At 54.3% G+C, this 16,977-nt stretch carries 12 protein-coding genes; 5 read left to right on the top strand and 7 right to left on the bottom strand.

Annotation, left to right across the window (positions count from 1 at the left end; genetic code table 11):
• The first annotated feature begins 234 nt into the window (after positions 1 to 234).
• The 4 genes from R3C20_22520 (at position 235) to R3C20_22505 (ending at position 6,591) form a co-directional block, all read left to right on the top strand.
• Complete coding sequence (locus R3C20_22520) at positions 235 to 3,840, top strand: DUF1553 domain-containing protein (protein MEZ6043281.1); 3,606 nt, start codon at positions 235 to 237, stop codon at positions 3,838 to 3,840.
• A gap of 46 nt (positions 3,841 to 3,886) precedes the next feature.
• The gene (locus R3C20_22515) at positions 3,887 to 5,383 is read left to right on the top strand and encodes a DUF1501 domain-containing protein (protein ID MEZ6043280.1); all 1,497 of its coding nucleotides are present in this window, start codon (positions 3,887 to 3,889) and stop codon (positions 5,381 to 5,383) included.
• Positions 5,384 to 5,920: 537 nt separating this feature from the next.
• Positions 5,921 to 6,232: a branched-chain amino acid aminotransferase gene (locus R3C20_22510; protein MEZ6043279.1), complete on the top strand. Its 312-nt coding sequence runs from the start codon at positions 5,921 to 5,923 to the stop codon at positions 6,230 to 6,232.
• 38 nt (positions 6,233 to 6,270) lie between these two features.
• Positions 6,271 to 6,591, top strand: a complete 321-nt coding sequence (locus R3C20_22505; GenBank protein MEZ6043278.1) for a branched-chain amino acid aminotransferase — start codon at positions 6,271 to 6,273, stop codon at positions 6,589 to 6,591.
• Between the two features lie 826 nt (positions 6,592 to 7,417).
• On the opposite strand, the gene R3C20_22500 is transcribed toward R3C20_22505, so the two are convergent.
• Positions 7,418 to 8,455, bottom strand: a complete 1,038-nt coding sequence (locus R3C20_22500; GenBank protein MEZ6043277.1) for a hypothetical protein — start codon at positions 8,453 to 8,455, stop codon at positions 7,418 to 7,420.
• A 200-nt stretch (positions 8,456 to 8,655) separates the two neighbouring features.
• Here R3C20_22500 and R3C20_22495 point away from each other — a divergent pair, with 200 nt between their 5' ends.
• The gene (locus R3C20_22495) at positions 8,656 to 10,194 is read left to right on the top strand and encodes a sulfatase (protein MEZ6043276.1); all 1,539 of its coding nucleotides are present in this window, start codon (positions 8,656 to 8,658) and stop codon (positions 10,192 to 10,194) included.
• Positions 10,195 to 10,372: 178 nt separating this feature from the next.
• Here the strand turns inward: R3C20_22495 and R3C20_22490 are convergent, their stop codons facing one another.
• From R3C20_22490 to R3C20_22465, 6 genes are all read right to left on the bottom strand, one after another.
• Positions 10,373 to 11,029, bottom strand: a complete 657-nt coding sequence (locus R3C20_22490; protein MEZ6043275.1) for a LuxR C-terminal-related transcriptional regulator — start codon at positions 11,027 to 11,029, stop codon at positions 10,373 to 10,375.
• A gap of 176 nt (positions 11,030 to 11,205) precedes the next feature.
• A complete protein-coding gene (locus tag R3C20_22485; GenBank protein MEZ6043274.1) occupies positions 11,206 to 11,847 on the bottom strand; it encodes a LuxR C-terminal-related transcriptional regulator in 642 nt (213 codons plus the stop codon).
• Positions 11,848 to 11,914: 67 nt separating this feature from the next.
• Positions 11,915 to 12,934 (bottom strand): hypothetical protein, encoded by a 1,020-nt coding sequence (locus tag R3C20_22480; protein MEZ6043273.1) that lies wholly within the window; start codon positions 12,932 to 12,934, stop codon positions 11,915 to 11,917.
• 176 nt (positions 12,935 to 13,110) lie between these two features.
• Positions 13,111 to 15,177, bottom strand: a complete 2,067-nt coding sequence (locus R3C20_22475) for an ABC transporter ATP-binding protein (protein ID MEZ6043272.1) — start codon at positions 15,175 to 15,177, stop codon at positions 13,111 to 13,113.
• Positions 15,140 to 15,667, bottom strand: coding sequence for a helix-hairpin-helix domain-containing protein (locus tag R3C20_22470; protein MEZ6043271.1), 528 nt, complete (start codon positions 15,665 to 15,667; stop codon positions 15,140 to 15,142). Before R3C20_22470 ends, R3C20_22475 begins: the two co-directional genes overlap by 38 nt.
• Positions 15,668 to 15,764: 97 nt before the next feature.
• Positions 15,765 to 16,724: a hypothetical protein gene (locus R3C20_22465; GenBank protein ID MEZ6043270.1), complete on the bottom strand. Its 960-nt coding sequence runs from the start codon at positions 16,722 to 16,724 to the stop codon at positions 15,765 to 15,767.
• Positions 16,725 to 16,977 lie beyond the last annotated feature (253 nt).

Raw genomic sequence — 16,977 nt, 5'->3', positions numbered from 1 at the left:
CAACACGACACTGAACTCACGGCAGGACTTGCCTGGAGATGCCGCAGACCTACTGGTGTTTCCCGGAGCCTTGGGAAATCTCACTGATTCCGTTACAAGTGGCGTTGCTCGGCTTGTGGTGTTGATGTCAGGAGAGGAGTCAATCGTCAAACGGGTCGAAGCAGAATTTGCAGGACTTCTGACCAGTCGTGATTTTCCGGTCTGCTGCTCAACTTCTGAAACGAAAGCTGTTTGATGCCGCCTGTCAATTGCAAGCCGGTTCAAATCCACCCGTTGCCCTTCCGGCGATTGTCTTCAACGCTCATCAGCAGACGTGCAGGTCGGGCATGTGGAGTGACCCCATCGGCGTCGTCCTTCCGATTCGGTGGATGGGCGGTTGCGTTTTGGGTGGCTATGGTCGTTCGACTGATGCCTGCTGTGGCACAGGACGTCCCCGTTGTGCAGTTCGAAGAACAAATTCGTCCGCTCCTCATTCAATATTGTGCGGACTGCCATGGGCCGGACGATCAGCAAAGCGGCCTGCGGCTGGATGCTCGCCATTCCGCATTCAGGGGAGGAAGCAGCGGGGCAGTCATTCTGCCCGGAAAGAGTGATCAGAGTGAATTAATTCGAAGAATTACCACCAGCGACTCCGACATGCAGATGCCGCCGGATGGAGAGCGACTTTCGCCGAAACAGATCAATCTTCTGAAGAGCTGGATCGATACTGGCGCGAACTGGCCGGAAACTGAGTACGACCGAGAAGCTGCCATCGACAAACGGCTCAGCCATTGGGCATTTCAGCCCATCGTGCCCGGTGAACCCCCGGCGTCGGACGATCCCCGATTCACTGCCGTGGACAGGTTTCTCGTGTCTCGTCTGAATGAGGCACGGCTTGAATATTCTCCCAGGGCGGATCGCCGGACACTGATTCGGCGAGCGTCAATCGTGCTGACGGGCCTGCTTCCTGCGCCGGAGCAGGTCGAAGAGTTCTGCAATGATCGCTCTGTGGACGCATGGCCGAGACTGATCGAACGTTTGCTTGCAAGCCCTCGCTATGGTGAACGCTGGGCTCAACACTGGCTCGATATTGTCCGCTACGCAGACACGCACGGTTTTGAGGTGAATACTCCCAGAGAAAATGCGTGGCCCTATCGGGACTATGTTATTCAGTCATTCAACGCAGATCTGCCGTACGATCAGTTTGTGCGCGAACAAATCGCTGGTGATGTGTACGGCGCTGATGCGGCCACCGGGTTTCTTGTTGCCAGCGCCGTGCTTTTGCCGGGGCAAATCGGAGCAGATGAAGAGTCGAAACGCGCTGCCAGGCAGGATGCGCTGGATGAAATGATCGTGGGAACAGGCGGAACCTTTCTTGGATTGACGATCGGATGCGCCAGATGCCACGATCATAAATTCGATCCCATCAGCGCTAAGGACTATTACTCGATGCAGGCGTTCTTTGCCGGCGTCGACTACGGGGATCGACCGATTCGAGATGCTGAAACTGAGCATCGACGACAACAGGCAAATGATCTTGCGGTGAAGATCAAAGAACTGCAGGATCGTCTTCTTCAATATGAACCCTTCGCGCTGAATGTTCGTACGCTGGTCATTGATGAACAGGACCCTCAGTTCACAACCATCCTTCAACCAGCCAATGGCCCGGGGACAAATCCCGGTGGTGTCCAGCGGGGATACCGAGACGATGGTGGGTCAAAGGAGCTTGTCGGCAATATCAGTGGCGGCCAGTACACATGGTGGAACAATCAACCCGGAAAAGACGGTCAGCCGGGCGCCGACATCATGACTTACAATCCGGGGGCTGCCGGTGTTTTTGATCTGTGGATAAGCTGGGGGGCTCACGGGAGCGGTGTGCACACTCGTGATGCTCGCTATATTCTGGATCTGGATGGCGACCTGCAGACGCTCGACGATCAGCGCGAGGTCGCAAGGATCGACCAGTATTATCTGGCAGGCATTAGCGAGGGAGATTCAGAAAAGAAGCCGCTGTGGAGCGGACTCTATCCCGTGGGACGTCTGGAATTGCAGCCTCGCTCGCGTTTGATTCTTCGGTCCGGACAAACCGGTAGCGGAATAACCGCGGATGTTATTGTCCTGCAGGAAGTTTCCCCTGACATGGCTGGTTCATTGCAAACGGCGCAGCCGATTCTGCGGCCGCCCTTGAACTTTGCAGCTAACTCGGAGCGATTCGCTCCCGTTGAAGCCAGGTTCGTTCGGTTCTCGATTCAGAACACACACAATAACGATCAGTACGAACCATGCCTCGACGAACTGGAAGTGTTTGCGTCGACCGATTCTCCTGACTTACCCGGCCAGAATATTGCACTCGCCGCTTTGGGGACAGAGCCGACCTCAAGTGGCAATCTTTCCGAAACCGGCCGCCATCAACTCAGGCACATCAACGATGGCTTGTATGGGAACGAACACAGCTGGATTTCCAATGAACGAGGTCGAGGGTGGGTCCAGCTGGAATTCCCGCGACCTTACCTGATCGATCGCGTCTCCTGGGGCCGCGATCGTACAGGCAAGTTTCGAGATCGATTGCCAGTTCGTTATTCGATTGATGTTTCTCTGGACGGCCAGGAATGGAACACCGTCGCGACAAACAGTGATCGCGCGGTAATGGATGCTCCATTTGACCTGGTGCAGGCGATGCTGCGTTCAAAATGGCTTACCTCCTCAGATGCAACAGCGACGGCCGATGGCTCAGTCACCGATCTCAATGCACTTTCGGAAGAACTGCGTCAGCTCAGTGAGCAGAAGTCCAGTTTGGAAACACCTCGCATGGTTTACGCCGGAGTGTTCCATGAGCCCGAAAAGACATTTTTGTTGCGTCGAGGTGATGCTGAACAAAGGCTCGAAGAGACAACGCCAGCGATTCCCGCGGTCTTTGTCAGTCATCCGGATGCCAAAGCGACGGGTATCGATGTGTTGATCGACCGGCAAACGCATTCTTCGCATTCGCTTGCTAAACCGCAGGTTGAGGAGTTTACTGCCGACCAGCAGCGACGATTCGCGCTGGCGAACTGGATTGGGTCAGGAAGAAATGTCCTGACCGCGCGGGTCATGGTCAATCGGATTTGGCAATATCACTTTGGTCAGGGGATCGTTGGAACCCCCAGTGATTTTGGTCTCAATGGAGAACGCCCCACACACCCGGAACTGCTGGACTGGCTCGCCAGCGAATTCATCCGCAGTGGATGGTCCGTCAAGCACATGCATCGCCTTTTGCTGATGTCCACAGCATGGCAGCAATCCAGTCATATTGAACCTGAAGCGGCAGCCATTGATCGGGGAAATCGATTGCTTTGGAGATTTACTTCTCGAAGGATTGAAGCCGAAGCGATCCGCGACGGAATGCTGCAGATTACCGGCGAGTTAAACCTTCAAACCGGAGGCCCGGGATTCAATTTCTTTAAGACCCGTGGCGGACTAAACGGCTTCCCTCCGGTTGAGAAGTTCACGCCCGATCATATGCGGCGTATGATTTACGCTCACAAGATCCGCATGGAAAAGGTGCCGGTCTTCGGGTCCTTCGACTGTCCGGACGCCGGCCAGGCAATGCCACGACGGAGTTTGTCTACAACGGCGATTCAGGCTTTGAATCTGTTTAACAGCCCGTTCGTCTACGATCGATCGACGAAACTGGCCGAACGAATTGAAGGTGAAGTTGGTTCTGACACACGGCAACAGATTGACCGCGCGTACTTGTTGACGCTTTCCAGGCTCCCCGGGGAATCCGAGTTTCAACGGATCAGTCCAGTCGTTCAGGAGCATGGATTGAAGACGCTTTGTCGTGTCCTGCTCAACAGCAACGAATTTCTCTTCCTGCCATAGCCTTCGTTTTACCTGATTGACCTTTGCCTCCAATTCGAGTTGCCGCATGAAATCGTCTTCAGAACGTATCACGAACGCTGGCCGTCAGCTGCTGGATCGGCGGAATTTCTTTGGCCAATCGGTTTCGTCTCTCAGTGGGATCGCATTAACGCAACTGCTTTCCTCACAGCAACTTCTTGCCAGCAATTCCGAAGATCGACCACAGCGAATCGAACCCAATATTGATCCTCGACATCCACACGCACCCCGGCACGGGCATTTTCAACCTCGCGCGAAGAATGTGCTTGTCGTTTTCTGTGCCGGAGCGTGTAGTCAGCTTGAGACCTGGGATTATAAACCTGAACTCATCAAGCATGATGATCAGCCATTGCCTGGAGGACCGTCTGTTACATTTCAGGGACCTGCCGGAAACCTGGCTCGGCCCCAGTATGGATTTCGGCCCCACGGGGAATGCGGCAAAATGGTTTCGGACATGATTCCGCACCTCGCCGAACTCGTTGACGATTTCGCTTTCGTTCATTCACTAACAAGTAAGTCGAACACACATGGCCCGGCGGAAAATTTCCTTTCGACTGGCTTTGTTCAGGATGGCTTTCCAAGTATCGGAGCCTGGGTGACATACGCCCTGGGAACCGAAAATCAGGACCTGCCAGCGTTTGTCGCTATCCCGGATCCTCGAGGAATCCCGCAGGCCAGTATCAACAATTGGGGCCCCGGATTTCTTCCGGCTGTTTTCCAGGGCACCGCATTCAACGCCAGTGATCCGATTCAAAACCTGACACCTCCGCCAACTGTTTCTCGCGACGCAGACATCGCTGCGCGGGATCTCCTGCGGAAAATCAACAGCGAACACCTGATGCAGAACCCCGGTGACAGTGAGCTTGCTGCCAGAATCGCCAGCTATGAGCTGGCCGCAAGAATGCAGCTTTCTGTCCCTGAAATCAGCGATCTTTCAACCGAGCCGGCCCACATTCTGAATATGTATGGTGCGGACGACACGGAAGATCGCCTGAAGGCCGACTATGCACGGAATTGCATTCTGGCTCGACGGCTGATTGAAAAGGGCGTGCGTTTTGTGCAACTGTTTAACGGAGCCTATGCGAGCGGTGGAAAACTCAACTGGGATGGACACTCCGCTCTGCGCGAACAATATGATGAGCATGGACGGATCATGGATCAGCCAACGGCTGCCCTCATTCGGGATCTGCGTCAACGAGGGCTACTCGACGACACTTTGGTCGTTTGGTGTACCGAATTTGGCCGAATGCCCATGTTTCAAAAAGGTGCGAAGGGAAGAGATCACAACCCCAATGGCTTTACCGCTGTACTGACAGGAGCCGGAATCAAGTCTGGTATCAGCCATGGTGCAACTGACGAACTGGGCTTCAAAGCCGTGCAGGACGTGCTCTCGATCCATGATCTCAATGCGACCATCCTCCATCTGCTGGGGCTTGATCACGAACGATTGACCTTTACCCATAATGGTCTTGATCGTCGTCTCACAGATGTTCACGGGCATGTGATTGAAGCCATTCTGGCGTAAACTCGCTGCAAAGTTTGCCAGCCTGATTCCGTTGATTCTGGCAGCTTCTCTCAATCGCCCCGTCTCTCACTCCTGTTCACGGCCGGGAATTGCCTGCCGCAGCCGGAAATGGCCGTGCGCGCTATCTGCACGGGACGCGACAGAATCCTGTCGCCTTTTCGCATCAGATGCTGCCGGGTGTTGCTTTTTCCCTAACGTGTTTTTGCACCTGAGTTTAACTGCTTTGTGCGGGAGTTCTTCCGGAAGTGGTGTTGCGTCGGGGCATCATGGCTTTGAACGGGCTGAACAGCTGGTGTTCAGGGTGTTGAGTTTTCTGGAATCTTCGCAAGTGCATTGTGGGTATGTGCTTGCGTCTCGCAAGGTGAGGCGTGGGTTTACATTTTGTAAAGCGATTGGCACTTTGGCATTCCGTCTGCTTTACAGATGAGGCATGAGCCAACCGTCACCGTGACGGTGGCCACCATCTGACTTCCTGATCCCGAAACAATCAGGTCGTCGCCGGACTGAAGAGTCCAGACCGATACAGGAGAACTCGACATGAACTTGCTGAATGCTTTGAAGAACGACAACAACGGTTTCGTGGTCTCTGCTGAACTGGTTTTGGTTGGAACGATCCTTGTCCTTGGGATGATCGTTGGCCTGACAGAACTGAGTTTCAATGTGAACCAGGAACTTGAAGACGTTGGTTCGGCGATCGGCGGTATCAACCAGACTTACTACTACACGCTTGCGAGCGGTCGCAAAGGTGAAGCTGTTGGCAGCACATTCCTTGACTTCGAAGACGAATGTGACAACGCATGCGACATCAACTGCAACTCAGTTGGTCAGCGTGAAGTTCAATCGTACTGATTTTCACACCAGAGTATTTTAGAAACCGGAGTCCGAAGATGAACTTGTTGAACAAACTATCGCACGACGAACACGGCTTTGTCGTCTCTGCCGAACTGGTCCTGGTTGGCACGATCCTTGTGCTTGGGATGATCGTTGGCCTGACCGAATTGTCTTATGGAGTGAATGAAGAACTGGAAGACGTTGGTTCGGCGATCGGCGGAATCAATCAGACGTATTACTTCACTCTTGCGAGTGGTCGTAAAGGTGAAGTGGTTGGGAGCACGTTCCTTGACTTCAGCGACGAATGCGACAGCCAGATGGATCTGACGTGCAACAGTGGGGCTCGCGGCGAAAAAACATACAGCCACACCTACTAACAAGGGCTCCGCCCTTAACCCGGATTCGAGCTATCGCTCGGATAAGCACTGACGCTTCCGTTGGTCGCTTGCAGGAATGAAGATGAACAGGATGTTCAGAACAAGGGCTTCGCCCTTGAACCGGATTCGAGCTACCGCTCGGATAAGCTTTGACGCTTCCGTTGGTCGCTTGCAGGAATGAAGATGAACAGGATGTTCAGAACAAGGGCTTCGGCCTTGACCCGGATTCGAGCTACCGTTCGGAAAAGCACAGACGCTTCCGTTGGTCGCTTGCAGGAAGAAGATGAACTGGATGTTCAGTGACGTCACGGGGGCCCGTTGAATGGGCCCCGTTGACGACTTCTCTCCGAAAGCTTGATCGAGAGCTATGAGATCTGCGATTTTCTGAATGGAAATCCTGGATCTGATGTCTCCGCGATCGACAACATAGTTCTGTCGAACAAAGTCCGTTAGTTACCTGAGCTGTCCCTTAAAAAACGGGGACAGGCACGCAGGACGACTGGAAACCATCGTGTTTTCAGGTCTCCCGTTCGAGCCAGTCCCGTTTTTCAACAGGCTGTTCGTGACATCATCGTTCAGTTGATCAGAGTGCCCCCGGAACCCTACTCTGAACTGAACACCGCTCAAACCCCCGAAACACCTGTGATCTCCTGTTTCGGAAAGCACGGCACACAGCAATCCCCGTCAAGGAAAACTGTGTGCCGTGTTTTTCTTTGCGCTGCATCAGGTCTGTCTGATTTCTGTCAGGTATCGGTGGCTGTGATATGTCGGGATTCGCTATTTGGGCAAGAGTGTGACGGAGCCTGGCGATTCGCCAGTGCAGACTTTATTTTCGGAGGTTCATCCGGCAATCAGGATCTGCAGCCGTCGGATCGCCGGTTTGATCCACAGGATGGTTGAACAGGTAGTGCCAGACCGCTTCGTGGACGAATTCGCCGGCTGTATTCTTCACGGCCGCACCACCCGGGACAACGGAACTGTGTGCGCGGCGAGTATCACCGCTGACGTCCGCATCTGTTATCAGGCTGCGTGAATTCATGAAAGGTGGCGACGTCTTGTCGACGTTGACAATCGGGCCAAATTCGTTGAGTCCCAGGAGTTGCCAGCTGCGGCAATAATGATCACCGCTCCACCCGGTATCCAGAACATGCGTAAACGCAAAGAATCGATTCTTTGGGGTCGCTGAAGGAAGCCCCTGCCAGCTTTCATATTGGTCTCGAGGTCCGCAGAACATTACGACTCGGTCTACTTTCTGGTGCTTGGCGAAACGCGCGGATGTTGTGGAACCGTGCGAGCTTCCTGCCATGATCACTCGATCCCATCGCAAACCATCCCCGGTATCGTTAAGGAACTGCCCCCATTTTCCTTCCGGGTTCTTGTCATCCAGCCAGCGGACAAACTGGAAAGCTCGTTCCATCATGCCATCTGGTTTGGGAATGCTGACCACTTCGCTGAAGTCTTCTCCCGTGGCGGCTTCGAGGCGAATCTTGCCCAGGAAAAATTCATCCGCCGGGGCCGGTTCCCGGCCAAACTGGCCAAACCAGCCATTAGCATAATGAACTCGAATGGCATGCAGTCCGTAGCCGGACACACGATCGAACAGAGGTTTACTATGCCCCATCATCCAAATCACGAGTTTTCCCTGCGAAGGAACTCTGGTATCAACAACAGCGTGCTGAAGGTCCTGCGGCTTGCCATCTTTCTCTAACAGAAAGTTGATTTCCTGATGGGACTGAGTGCGTGTGTCAATTTCACTCGCTCTGGCAGTGAATTCAAAGCGCTGTGGGGACTCTTCGAACGCATTGCTCACAGTTCCGGTTAATATCGCTCCCAGGACAGCCAGGCAGCAGACAACTGGTTTCATTTGAATTCCTCGCCATGTTTGTTGTTGAATAGGGTTCCAGGATCAGGGTGTGCAATGCCCCGGCGAATTGCCTGGACGATTTGAAGCTGCTACACCATTCGAAAGATCATGCCGAATTGTTGCGCATGTTGATCCCGTCTGGAACTATCAGAGGCGGGCAAAGACCTGCTGAACCTTGAGAATCCCGGAGGCACAATTTCATGAAAGCCAACATCGGTAGGTTGGTCCTGCCTGCTCTGCTCTGGAGTATGGCCTTGTCGTTCATCTCTGTCTGTTCTGCTGCAGAAACGCAGAACGCTCGGACTTTCAATCGCCCCAATGTGTTGTTTTTGATCTCTGATGACCTCAACAACTTCCTGGGATGCTATGGCGATCCTCGAGCCAGAACCCCGAATATTGACCGTCTCGCGGCCCGAGGAGTTCTTTTTCAGCGCGCGTATTGTTCCTATCCTTTATGTGGTCCCAGTCGAAATTCGCTGCTGACCGGGCTGTATCCCAACTCGACGGGTATCCTGAACAATGCTCAGATCTTTCGACAGACGATCCCGTCCCAGCAAAGCATGCCCCAGGCGTTTCGATTGGCTGGGTATTTTGCCACGCGAATCGGCAAGTTGTATCACTACAACGTACCGCTGTCCGTTGGCACGAATGGGCACGATGATCCCGGCAGCTGGGAAATGGAGATTAATCCGGCAGGTGTGGACCGACTTGAGGAACATCCAAAGATCTTTACTTTGACGGAAGGTCGGTGGGGCGGAACTCTTAGTTGGTATGCGTCGCCCAAAAGCGACGAATTTCATACAGACGCCATCATGGCGAAGGACGCGGAATGGGTTCTGGATCGTTGTGGAAAGGATCAGACGCGCCCTTTCTTTCTTGCCGTTGGTTTCTTCAGACCCCACACACCCTATGTGGCACCCGAAGTTCCGTATTTCGGGTACTACCCGGAGAACGAAATGCCTGTCGTTACCGGTGTGGAAGAAGACCAGGCCGATATCCCACCTGCGGGACTTGCGAGCTACAAAAAGGAGCAGGACAAGCTGACCGATGATCTGCGACGCAAGTGCGTACAGGCCTACTATGCGAGTATCAGTTTCATGGATGCTCAGGTTGGGAGAGTCGTGGGTGCACTGGAACGCAACGGCCTGGCCGACAATACGGTAATTGTCTTTACCAGTGATCATGGCTATCACATGGGAGAGCATGGTCTTTGGCAGAAGATGAGTTTGTTTGAAGAAAGCTCACGAGTACCCATGCTGATTGTCGCTCCTGGTGTGGGTACACCTGGAGGTGTTGTTGAAGCTCCCGTCTCCCATATCGACGTATTTCCGACACTGGCAGAACTCTGTCAGGTCCCGACGCCCGAAAATATTCAGGGGCAGAGTCTTGTTCCTATGCTGAAGGACTCAACCGAAGCCGGCCGCGGATGGGCGATCACGCAGGTTCGGCGCGGGGGACAGCCCGGCAATAAGTCTAATCCGCCATTCTTTGGGTACAGCCTTCGAACCAGACGATGGCGATACACGGAATGGGGCGAAGGTGCTCAGGGGCGAGAGTTGTACGATCACGATGCGGACCCGCGAGAACTGACAAACCTGGCCAGTCGCCCCGAAATGGCAGGTACGGTGAAAGAGCTTTCTGAAAGAGTTCGCGAAGCCACTCGGTCAACCTTCCCCGAATCCGGAGAAACTCCGCCGCTGCGAGATGGACTTTGGTCTCCGAATCTGACGGATCCTTAAGCGGTCCCGCGGGCAGGGCACAACTGCTGGCGGCCTGTTGAAAACGGGACTGGCTCGATCAGGAGACCTTAAAACAGGACGGTTTCCAGTCGTTCAGCGTGCCTGTCCCGGTTTTTCAGCGGATAGCTTTCTTCAACGGATAGCTAATGGGTGGACTGCAGAAATTCAGTTCACCCGTTTATGTTTGAATGGCAGGTGCGTTCGCTGTCAGCCAGATTCTGACAGCGTCCGTTATGCATCGAGCCCGTAGTTTCTTCATGGCACTGCCACGGTGTTTTTCAATGGTCTTGATGCTGATCTTCAGTTCGCGTGCCATCATCTTATTGGATGCCCCGTTGACCAGCATCTGCACGACGCTTGTCTCGCGTTCCGTCAGTGTTTTCAGTTGTTCCCGAGCATTCCGGGCATGGCAGATTTCGGAGTGCAGTTTCTGTTCGGCAGTGATATCCCGCACCAACATCCAAACTTCGTCATTGACCTTTGCCAGGCTCAACTGAAGAAACTGTCTATTGCAGGGAAGCGTTGCGTCAGGAATCCCAATTGTGCAGTCCTGCGGATCCGATGAATTGCGGCAGCAATTGAAGAACGTCGCGAAACGCGTTTGTTCTTCGACTGGCAGTATTGAGATAATCGCTGCTCCCGGACACAACGCACGTATCCACTGACCAGCGATTTCAGATGGGCTGCACATTCGTGCAATGCGGCCATGTGCATCAAGAACAATCACCGTTTGACGCCACTGCTGCATGATCTGCATTCCAATGGCACCTGCATCTCGCTTCTGACAACGACGGATGGGGTTCTTCTTTTCCGTTTCCCTTTCTATTACGGACATCGAATCACCTCGCTGAAATCTTAATCTTGATGAATTGCACAGATAGATCAGCAGCGGCCATTGGAGCTCGCCTGGCCGGGGACAACGACTACTGATGCCTGGCGCGCAATAGTAGTCAGCCTGACACAAAAGCGTACGACGGGTTTCCGACGGGTGTGCCCCGGAAACATCAAACGTCAGTCTGTGTTGCCCTGCCAGCGACGAATCCGGGTTAGCGAGGCGTCGGTGCTTTCCAGGCCTGCCGCCTGAACAAGACAAGCAATTTCGGCAAGAGTTGCAACGTGCAGTTTGCGGGCGATGTCGGTCCGGTACCGTTCTATCGTCCGCAGCGTAACTCCCAGCATGCTGGCAATGGTTTTGAAGGGGATACCATGCCCAATCAGTGCCATCACTTCCAGTTCACGCCGCGTCAGTACATCAAGTGGCCCAAGGTCAACCAGCCTGGATTCGATGACACGGTAAGCGACTCCCGGCTCGACGTCATCAATTCCCTGACGAGTGATCGCGATGATTCGGCGTTTCTGCCCTTCGACTTCACGCATGGGCCAAATCATGGACTCGGTATTACGGCCACCCCGAATATGCCGGATCTGGATGGGAACACCAGTCCGGATCACCTCGCGAATCAACGGCATCCGCTCCGAAGCAAACTCAGGGCCTTCTATCTCTTCAATGGTTTTACCGACGGGATCGAACTGACCACCGTAATAAATCTGCCGCGACTGCTCATTGCAGAACACGACAGACCCATCGATATCGATAATCAGGACACCAACCCCGGGCTGATTTTGCAGCAACTGCCAGAATTCGTCGTGCATGCAGCGTCACCCAGCCGGAAACAAGGTTCGCTTCTGGCGTACCAATCCGGACCTGTTCAGAGGCTCGTCAGGTCGTTGCTTTTCGAATGGCCCAGCCAATTCCGGAGGCGATCAGCGCGAACAGCCCAATGACTCCCCTGATCATACGCCCGGTCGAACGGACTGACGTCCCCGAGGTGTGCGACCCCGAACAGTTCGGACATGCGTCGCCCTGTTTGAGACCGCTGGAGGAATCAAACTCTGCACCACAGTTGTCGCATTGAAAGACCCATTCGAATTGAGGAATGTCGGGCATCTGTGGGGGAGCAGGAGGCTCAAACGACGGTGGAGCGAAGCCTCCTGAATTGCCCGATGGAAACCCTGAGCTTGCCGAAGGATCGTGGCTTCCAAATCCTCCGTCAGAGCCGAACTCGCCGGGCATGGGATCGACACCTCCGGAGAACGAGGATCCGGGAGGTTGATACCCCGGATTCATGTTACCTGGATTCATAAGACCCGGATTCATGTTGCCGGGCCCGGTTGATCCCATTCCGTAGCCGCCGCTCGATCCCGCGTCGTGTTCGCCGGACGAATAGCCACCAGACCCACCGGACGAATAACCACCTCCCGAATCATGACCGCTATTACCTGATGCCCCCGGAAACCCGGGAGGTATATTCCCGGAACTTGACGATCCACCGCTGGAGCCCGGGAAGCCTGGCATACCGGGACCATTCGGCATGGAAGGCATTCCGCTCGAGCCGGAAGATCCAGAGCCGGGAAAACCGGTACCCGGAAATCCGCTTCCCGGGGAGCCCATACCTGGCTGCCCGGTTGCGGGCGGTTCATCCTGAGGGATCACGTCCTTTTCATGAGCTTTGATCCATCGTCGATCCGTCGCGACAAAACCAGTCTTTGGGAACGGGCGAGCGGGCTGACCGTTGATCTTCAGCAGTACCTGATCACCCTGAACACCTGCGAACTCGGCCTTGATGCGATTGCCGAAGACATCGGTCCAGGTGCGAAAAAGTTCGTTGTCAGTCGACTGCCCGAAAGCATTCGTGCTGATCGCCGAACACACAACGATCGCAAGGATGGTGGATTTCATCTTGGTCTCTTCCGCCTCTGTTCGATCGGGTACGAAGATCGTCCGGTGATTGCTTTGCAGGCCAACGAGCGCTGCCAGTCTGCCAGAAACCCTGGTGTGCGTCAATATGCGGCTATTTAACAAAGTGTAAACCGAGTCAATTGGATTGTTTGTTCAGGTTTCGACGGATCAGAGCACTAACTCTGCGCCATGTTGCCGAGTGTCATTTGGACTTGCTGCTCGACCATGGATCGATACTTGCCGCCTTTCTCCATGAGCTCAGCATGTGTGCCAGTCTGGCTGACGTGACCGTTCTCGATCACAACGATCAAATCGGCCCGAGCGATTGTGCTTAGACGATGAGCAATCACGAAACTTGTACGTCCTGTCATCAGCTGACTTAAACTGTTCTGAATCAGCTGTTCACTGTCCGTATCCAGATTGCTGGTCGCCTCGTCCAGAATTAGTAAACGCGGATTTGCCAGAATGGCTCGAGCAATCGCAAGACGTTGTCGCTGCCCGCCACTCAACTTCACTCCCCGTTCACCAATCACCGTACTCAGCCCGTCGGGTAATCGTTCAATGAATTCCCAGGCGTTGGCTGCTTCTGCAGCCTCGCGGATCTGCTGCTCGGTCGCATCCTTTCTCGCATAGGAAATATTCTGCCCAATTGTCCCATCGAACAGAAAGACGTCCTGCTCCACGACACCCAACAGCGATCGAAACGATTCGACGTCGTAATCCCGAAGATCACGGCCATCCAGTAGAATACGACCTTGGGTCGGGTCATAGAATCGAGCGACCAGATTGCTGAACGTTGTTTTTCCGGCTCCACTGGGGCCAACGAGCGCAACAGTCTGCCCGGCGGCTACTTGCAGATTCACATCGCTCAGAGCCGCGTGATCTGTGCCCGGATAAACAAACGAAACGTCTTCGAACGTGATTTCCCCGCTCACCTGTTCGCGGATCGCACGAATCGACTGCTCAGTTGATTCCATCTCTTTTGGCTCAGCCAGCATGTCAAGAACTCGATCGAGCCCGCTGAGACTGTTCTGAAACTGTGTCGCACTTTGAGCGAGTGCAGCCAGTGGCTCCAGAAGCATCAGCAGATAAACCAGAAACATCATCAGATCGCCGACGGTCATTCGCCCGTCCAGGACCCGCCAGCCACCGTAAAACAACAGTCCCGCGCTGGCAATCGGAATCAGCGCCTCCCAGACCATTTCCACCGCGCGCATCCACCACCATGCGTACAGCTCCTGTCTGGCCATCAGATTGTTCTCAGTGGTAAATCGCCCGGCTTCGCGTTTTTGCCGACTGAATGCACGAACGATTCGCATGCCGGCAAATGACTCAGCGGCACCCGCATCAATTTGTTCTCGCTGCTTTCGAATGGCTCGAAACTGAGGGCGAATATTATTGATCCAGGCGCGATGGGTGATGACAACCGTTGGCAGCAGGATCACGGCGCCCAGCAAAAGCGTCCAGTCGACCCACGCGAGAATCACAAGGCTTCCCAGCAGCTGAATGATGGCTCGCCATGGATTAAACATCATTCCGAAGACAAGTTCACCGACACTTCCGCCGTCTTCGCGAAGAATGGATGCAACACCTCCGGACCGCAGCTCCTGAATGCGATGCAACGGCAATCGAACGGCATGCTCAAAAACGTGTCGACGCACATCCAGCTGGATTCGCTTGGAAATGCGAGTCGCGTACCATCGCCCCCAGATGTGGATGATGATCTTGAGCATCGACACAATCGAAACCGCAATCACTGTGACCAATAACAAATGCCTGGGCTGGGACAAGGCGGGCATTTGACGCAAAAGCCAGTCAGGAACGGCCTCTCCATTCAGACCGTAGTCAATAATGAACTTTGTGCCAGCGGGCGGAATCAATCCAATCAAAGTCGACAGGGTGACAGAAAGGAGAATACCTGCAATCTGCCATCGCCACGGTTTGAGCAGTGCAAAGAATTCAAACACCAGCTGTGTTGCCGTTCGCACACGCTCTTTCGCTGTGCGCGCATGTCCGGTGGAATGGATACTTCCTCCCGGAAGTTTTCTCTCGCGGACTTTTTGTCGATAACGATTGAAACGCGTGTGGCTTGACCGGAAGAGGACATCGGTGTCTTCCACGTCCCGCGGGCGTGATCCGGAAGACACTGGCCCGGCCGAATCGGATGCTGGCCCGGCCGATTCGGATGCTGGCTGGCCCGACTGTTTATCTGGCAAATTCTGGATAGGTTTCTTCGTGTTCATGGCTGATTGTAAGCCACGGACGGATTTGTTCGAGGGTTCGTTCACCGATTCCGGAAACTCGCCTCAGGTCGTCAACCGAAGTAAATGGCCCGTTCAGTTCCCGGTCCGCAACGATGCGATGCGCAAGCGTAATCCCGATTTGTTCCAGTTGCATCCATTCGATCCATGATGCCGTATTCACATTCACGCGAAACGCATCTTCGAACTTCGCTCCCCGTTCGACGTCCAGAACCGTTGGTTGGTCGCGTGTCGCCATAAGCCACTGACAGCCAAACACCGCAGCAAACACAGTCAATATGATTCGCAGAAATCGAAGATCTGCGGCCGCTGGCGCGTCTGGATTCTTGTCCGAGGAGATCGTTGATGTGTCACTGGATTCGGGAACAAAATGTGGGACCGGGTTTTCGTCGCTGTCGGCAGTGACGTCCGTTGCCGAATCTGCCTGCAAATTGCTCGATACTGCATTGTTCGACACTGCATTGCTCGACACGGGGATTCCTCCGGAATGGCCGCAGCGACGCTGCCTGGCCAGGACCGCCGAAGTCTGGTTCGTTTCCTGGTGCATCAACCAGCGATGCTCGCCTGTCTCAGAACAGACGACTCTTGCGGCTGCGCCACGGCTCTTCCAGTTCCTTCAAGTTCTTCTTGAAGAACTCTTTGATCAGCCGAATCGTTGTTTCTGCTTCTTTACCTTCAATGAATTGTTCCGCCGACTGAGCGATGGGGGCTCGAGTGATCTTGCGGACTTCATCGAATTCCTCACCCTTCAGTTCGAGGGATTTGAACAATTTGTCCGCATCGCGGATTTCTGCCTTATCCTGAGTCGATGCCAGAATGTAGGCGGCAACGGGCAGTGCCCCGAGGGCTTTCATCGCGCGAGCACTGTTGAGCCCCTTCACGTTACCTTTCGGGCTGAGCATCACAATTGCCCGCACATCCTGTCCGCGGGGAGTCTGCTGGGCCAGGAGCGGTGCATCTTTATACGGTTTCTTCGCCCAGTCTTCGACAGCGAAAGCAGACGCGACGATGCAACTGGAACCCGCTGCCACGATGCCCATTTTTCGCACGTTCAGCTGTTCCGCCTGATGCTGTTCCATAAGAAACGATTTGACAGCTTCTAAATCCAGTGCTGCCATCGCCGTATGATCCGTCGGCAGGAGTTTGATTGCCGATTTGTCTTCCACGTCCGGGATGCTGTCGCCGTGCTTTCGCAGATCGACCGTCACAACCGCGTAACCGTCTTTCTGCAGTGCAAGTGCCGTGTCCTGCCATGCGCGTCGGTTTCGGGCATTGGCTGCATCCGGACCTTCCGTGGACGGCAACAAAACGGCCACCGGAGATTCCTTGCCGCCATTTCCCGCGAAGTAGGTAATATGAATCGGGAAGCCATCGCCGGCACGCAGGACCATGTCTTCGCCGGGCGTTTTTTTTGCCGCACTGCCAGTGTTCTGAGCCAGCACTTCGGATGAAAGCAAACAAAGCACCACTGCGGGCACGATCGTGCGGATCTTGCGCTGAACGTTCTGGAAGGATCGTGTATCTGACATGGAAAAGTACTCCTCATCCGGGTTCTGGCAATCAATCGAACAAATGGGGCACCCATTCCTGTCCGTGAATGACCAGTGACAAAAGTCTCCCTTGATTGTGGCAGTCAGTTCACCGGGGTCAAGTCAATCACCAGCATCGATCCACGGAACACACGCATTCACTCGGACGTCGTCGGCAATCTTTTCCATTTCACCTGCCCGTATCTCTATGGATGCCCTTTCGACGCAAGTGGTTCCAACGTTTGCCAGCTCG

Source organism: Planctomycetaceae bacterium (genome assembly GCA_041398825.1).
Classification (GTDB): domain Bacteria; phylum Planctomycetota; class Planctomycetia; order Planctomycetales; family Planctomycetaceae; genus F1-80-MAGs062.
This window is presented reverse-complemented; position numbering and strand designations above follow the sequence as displayed.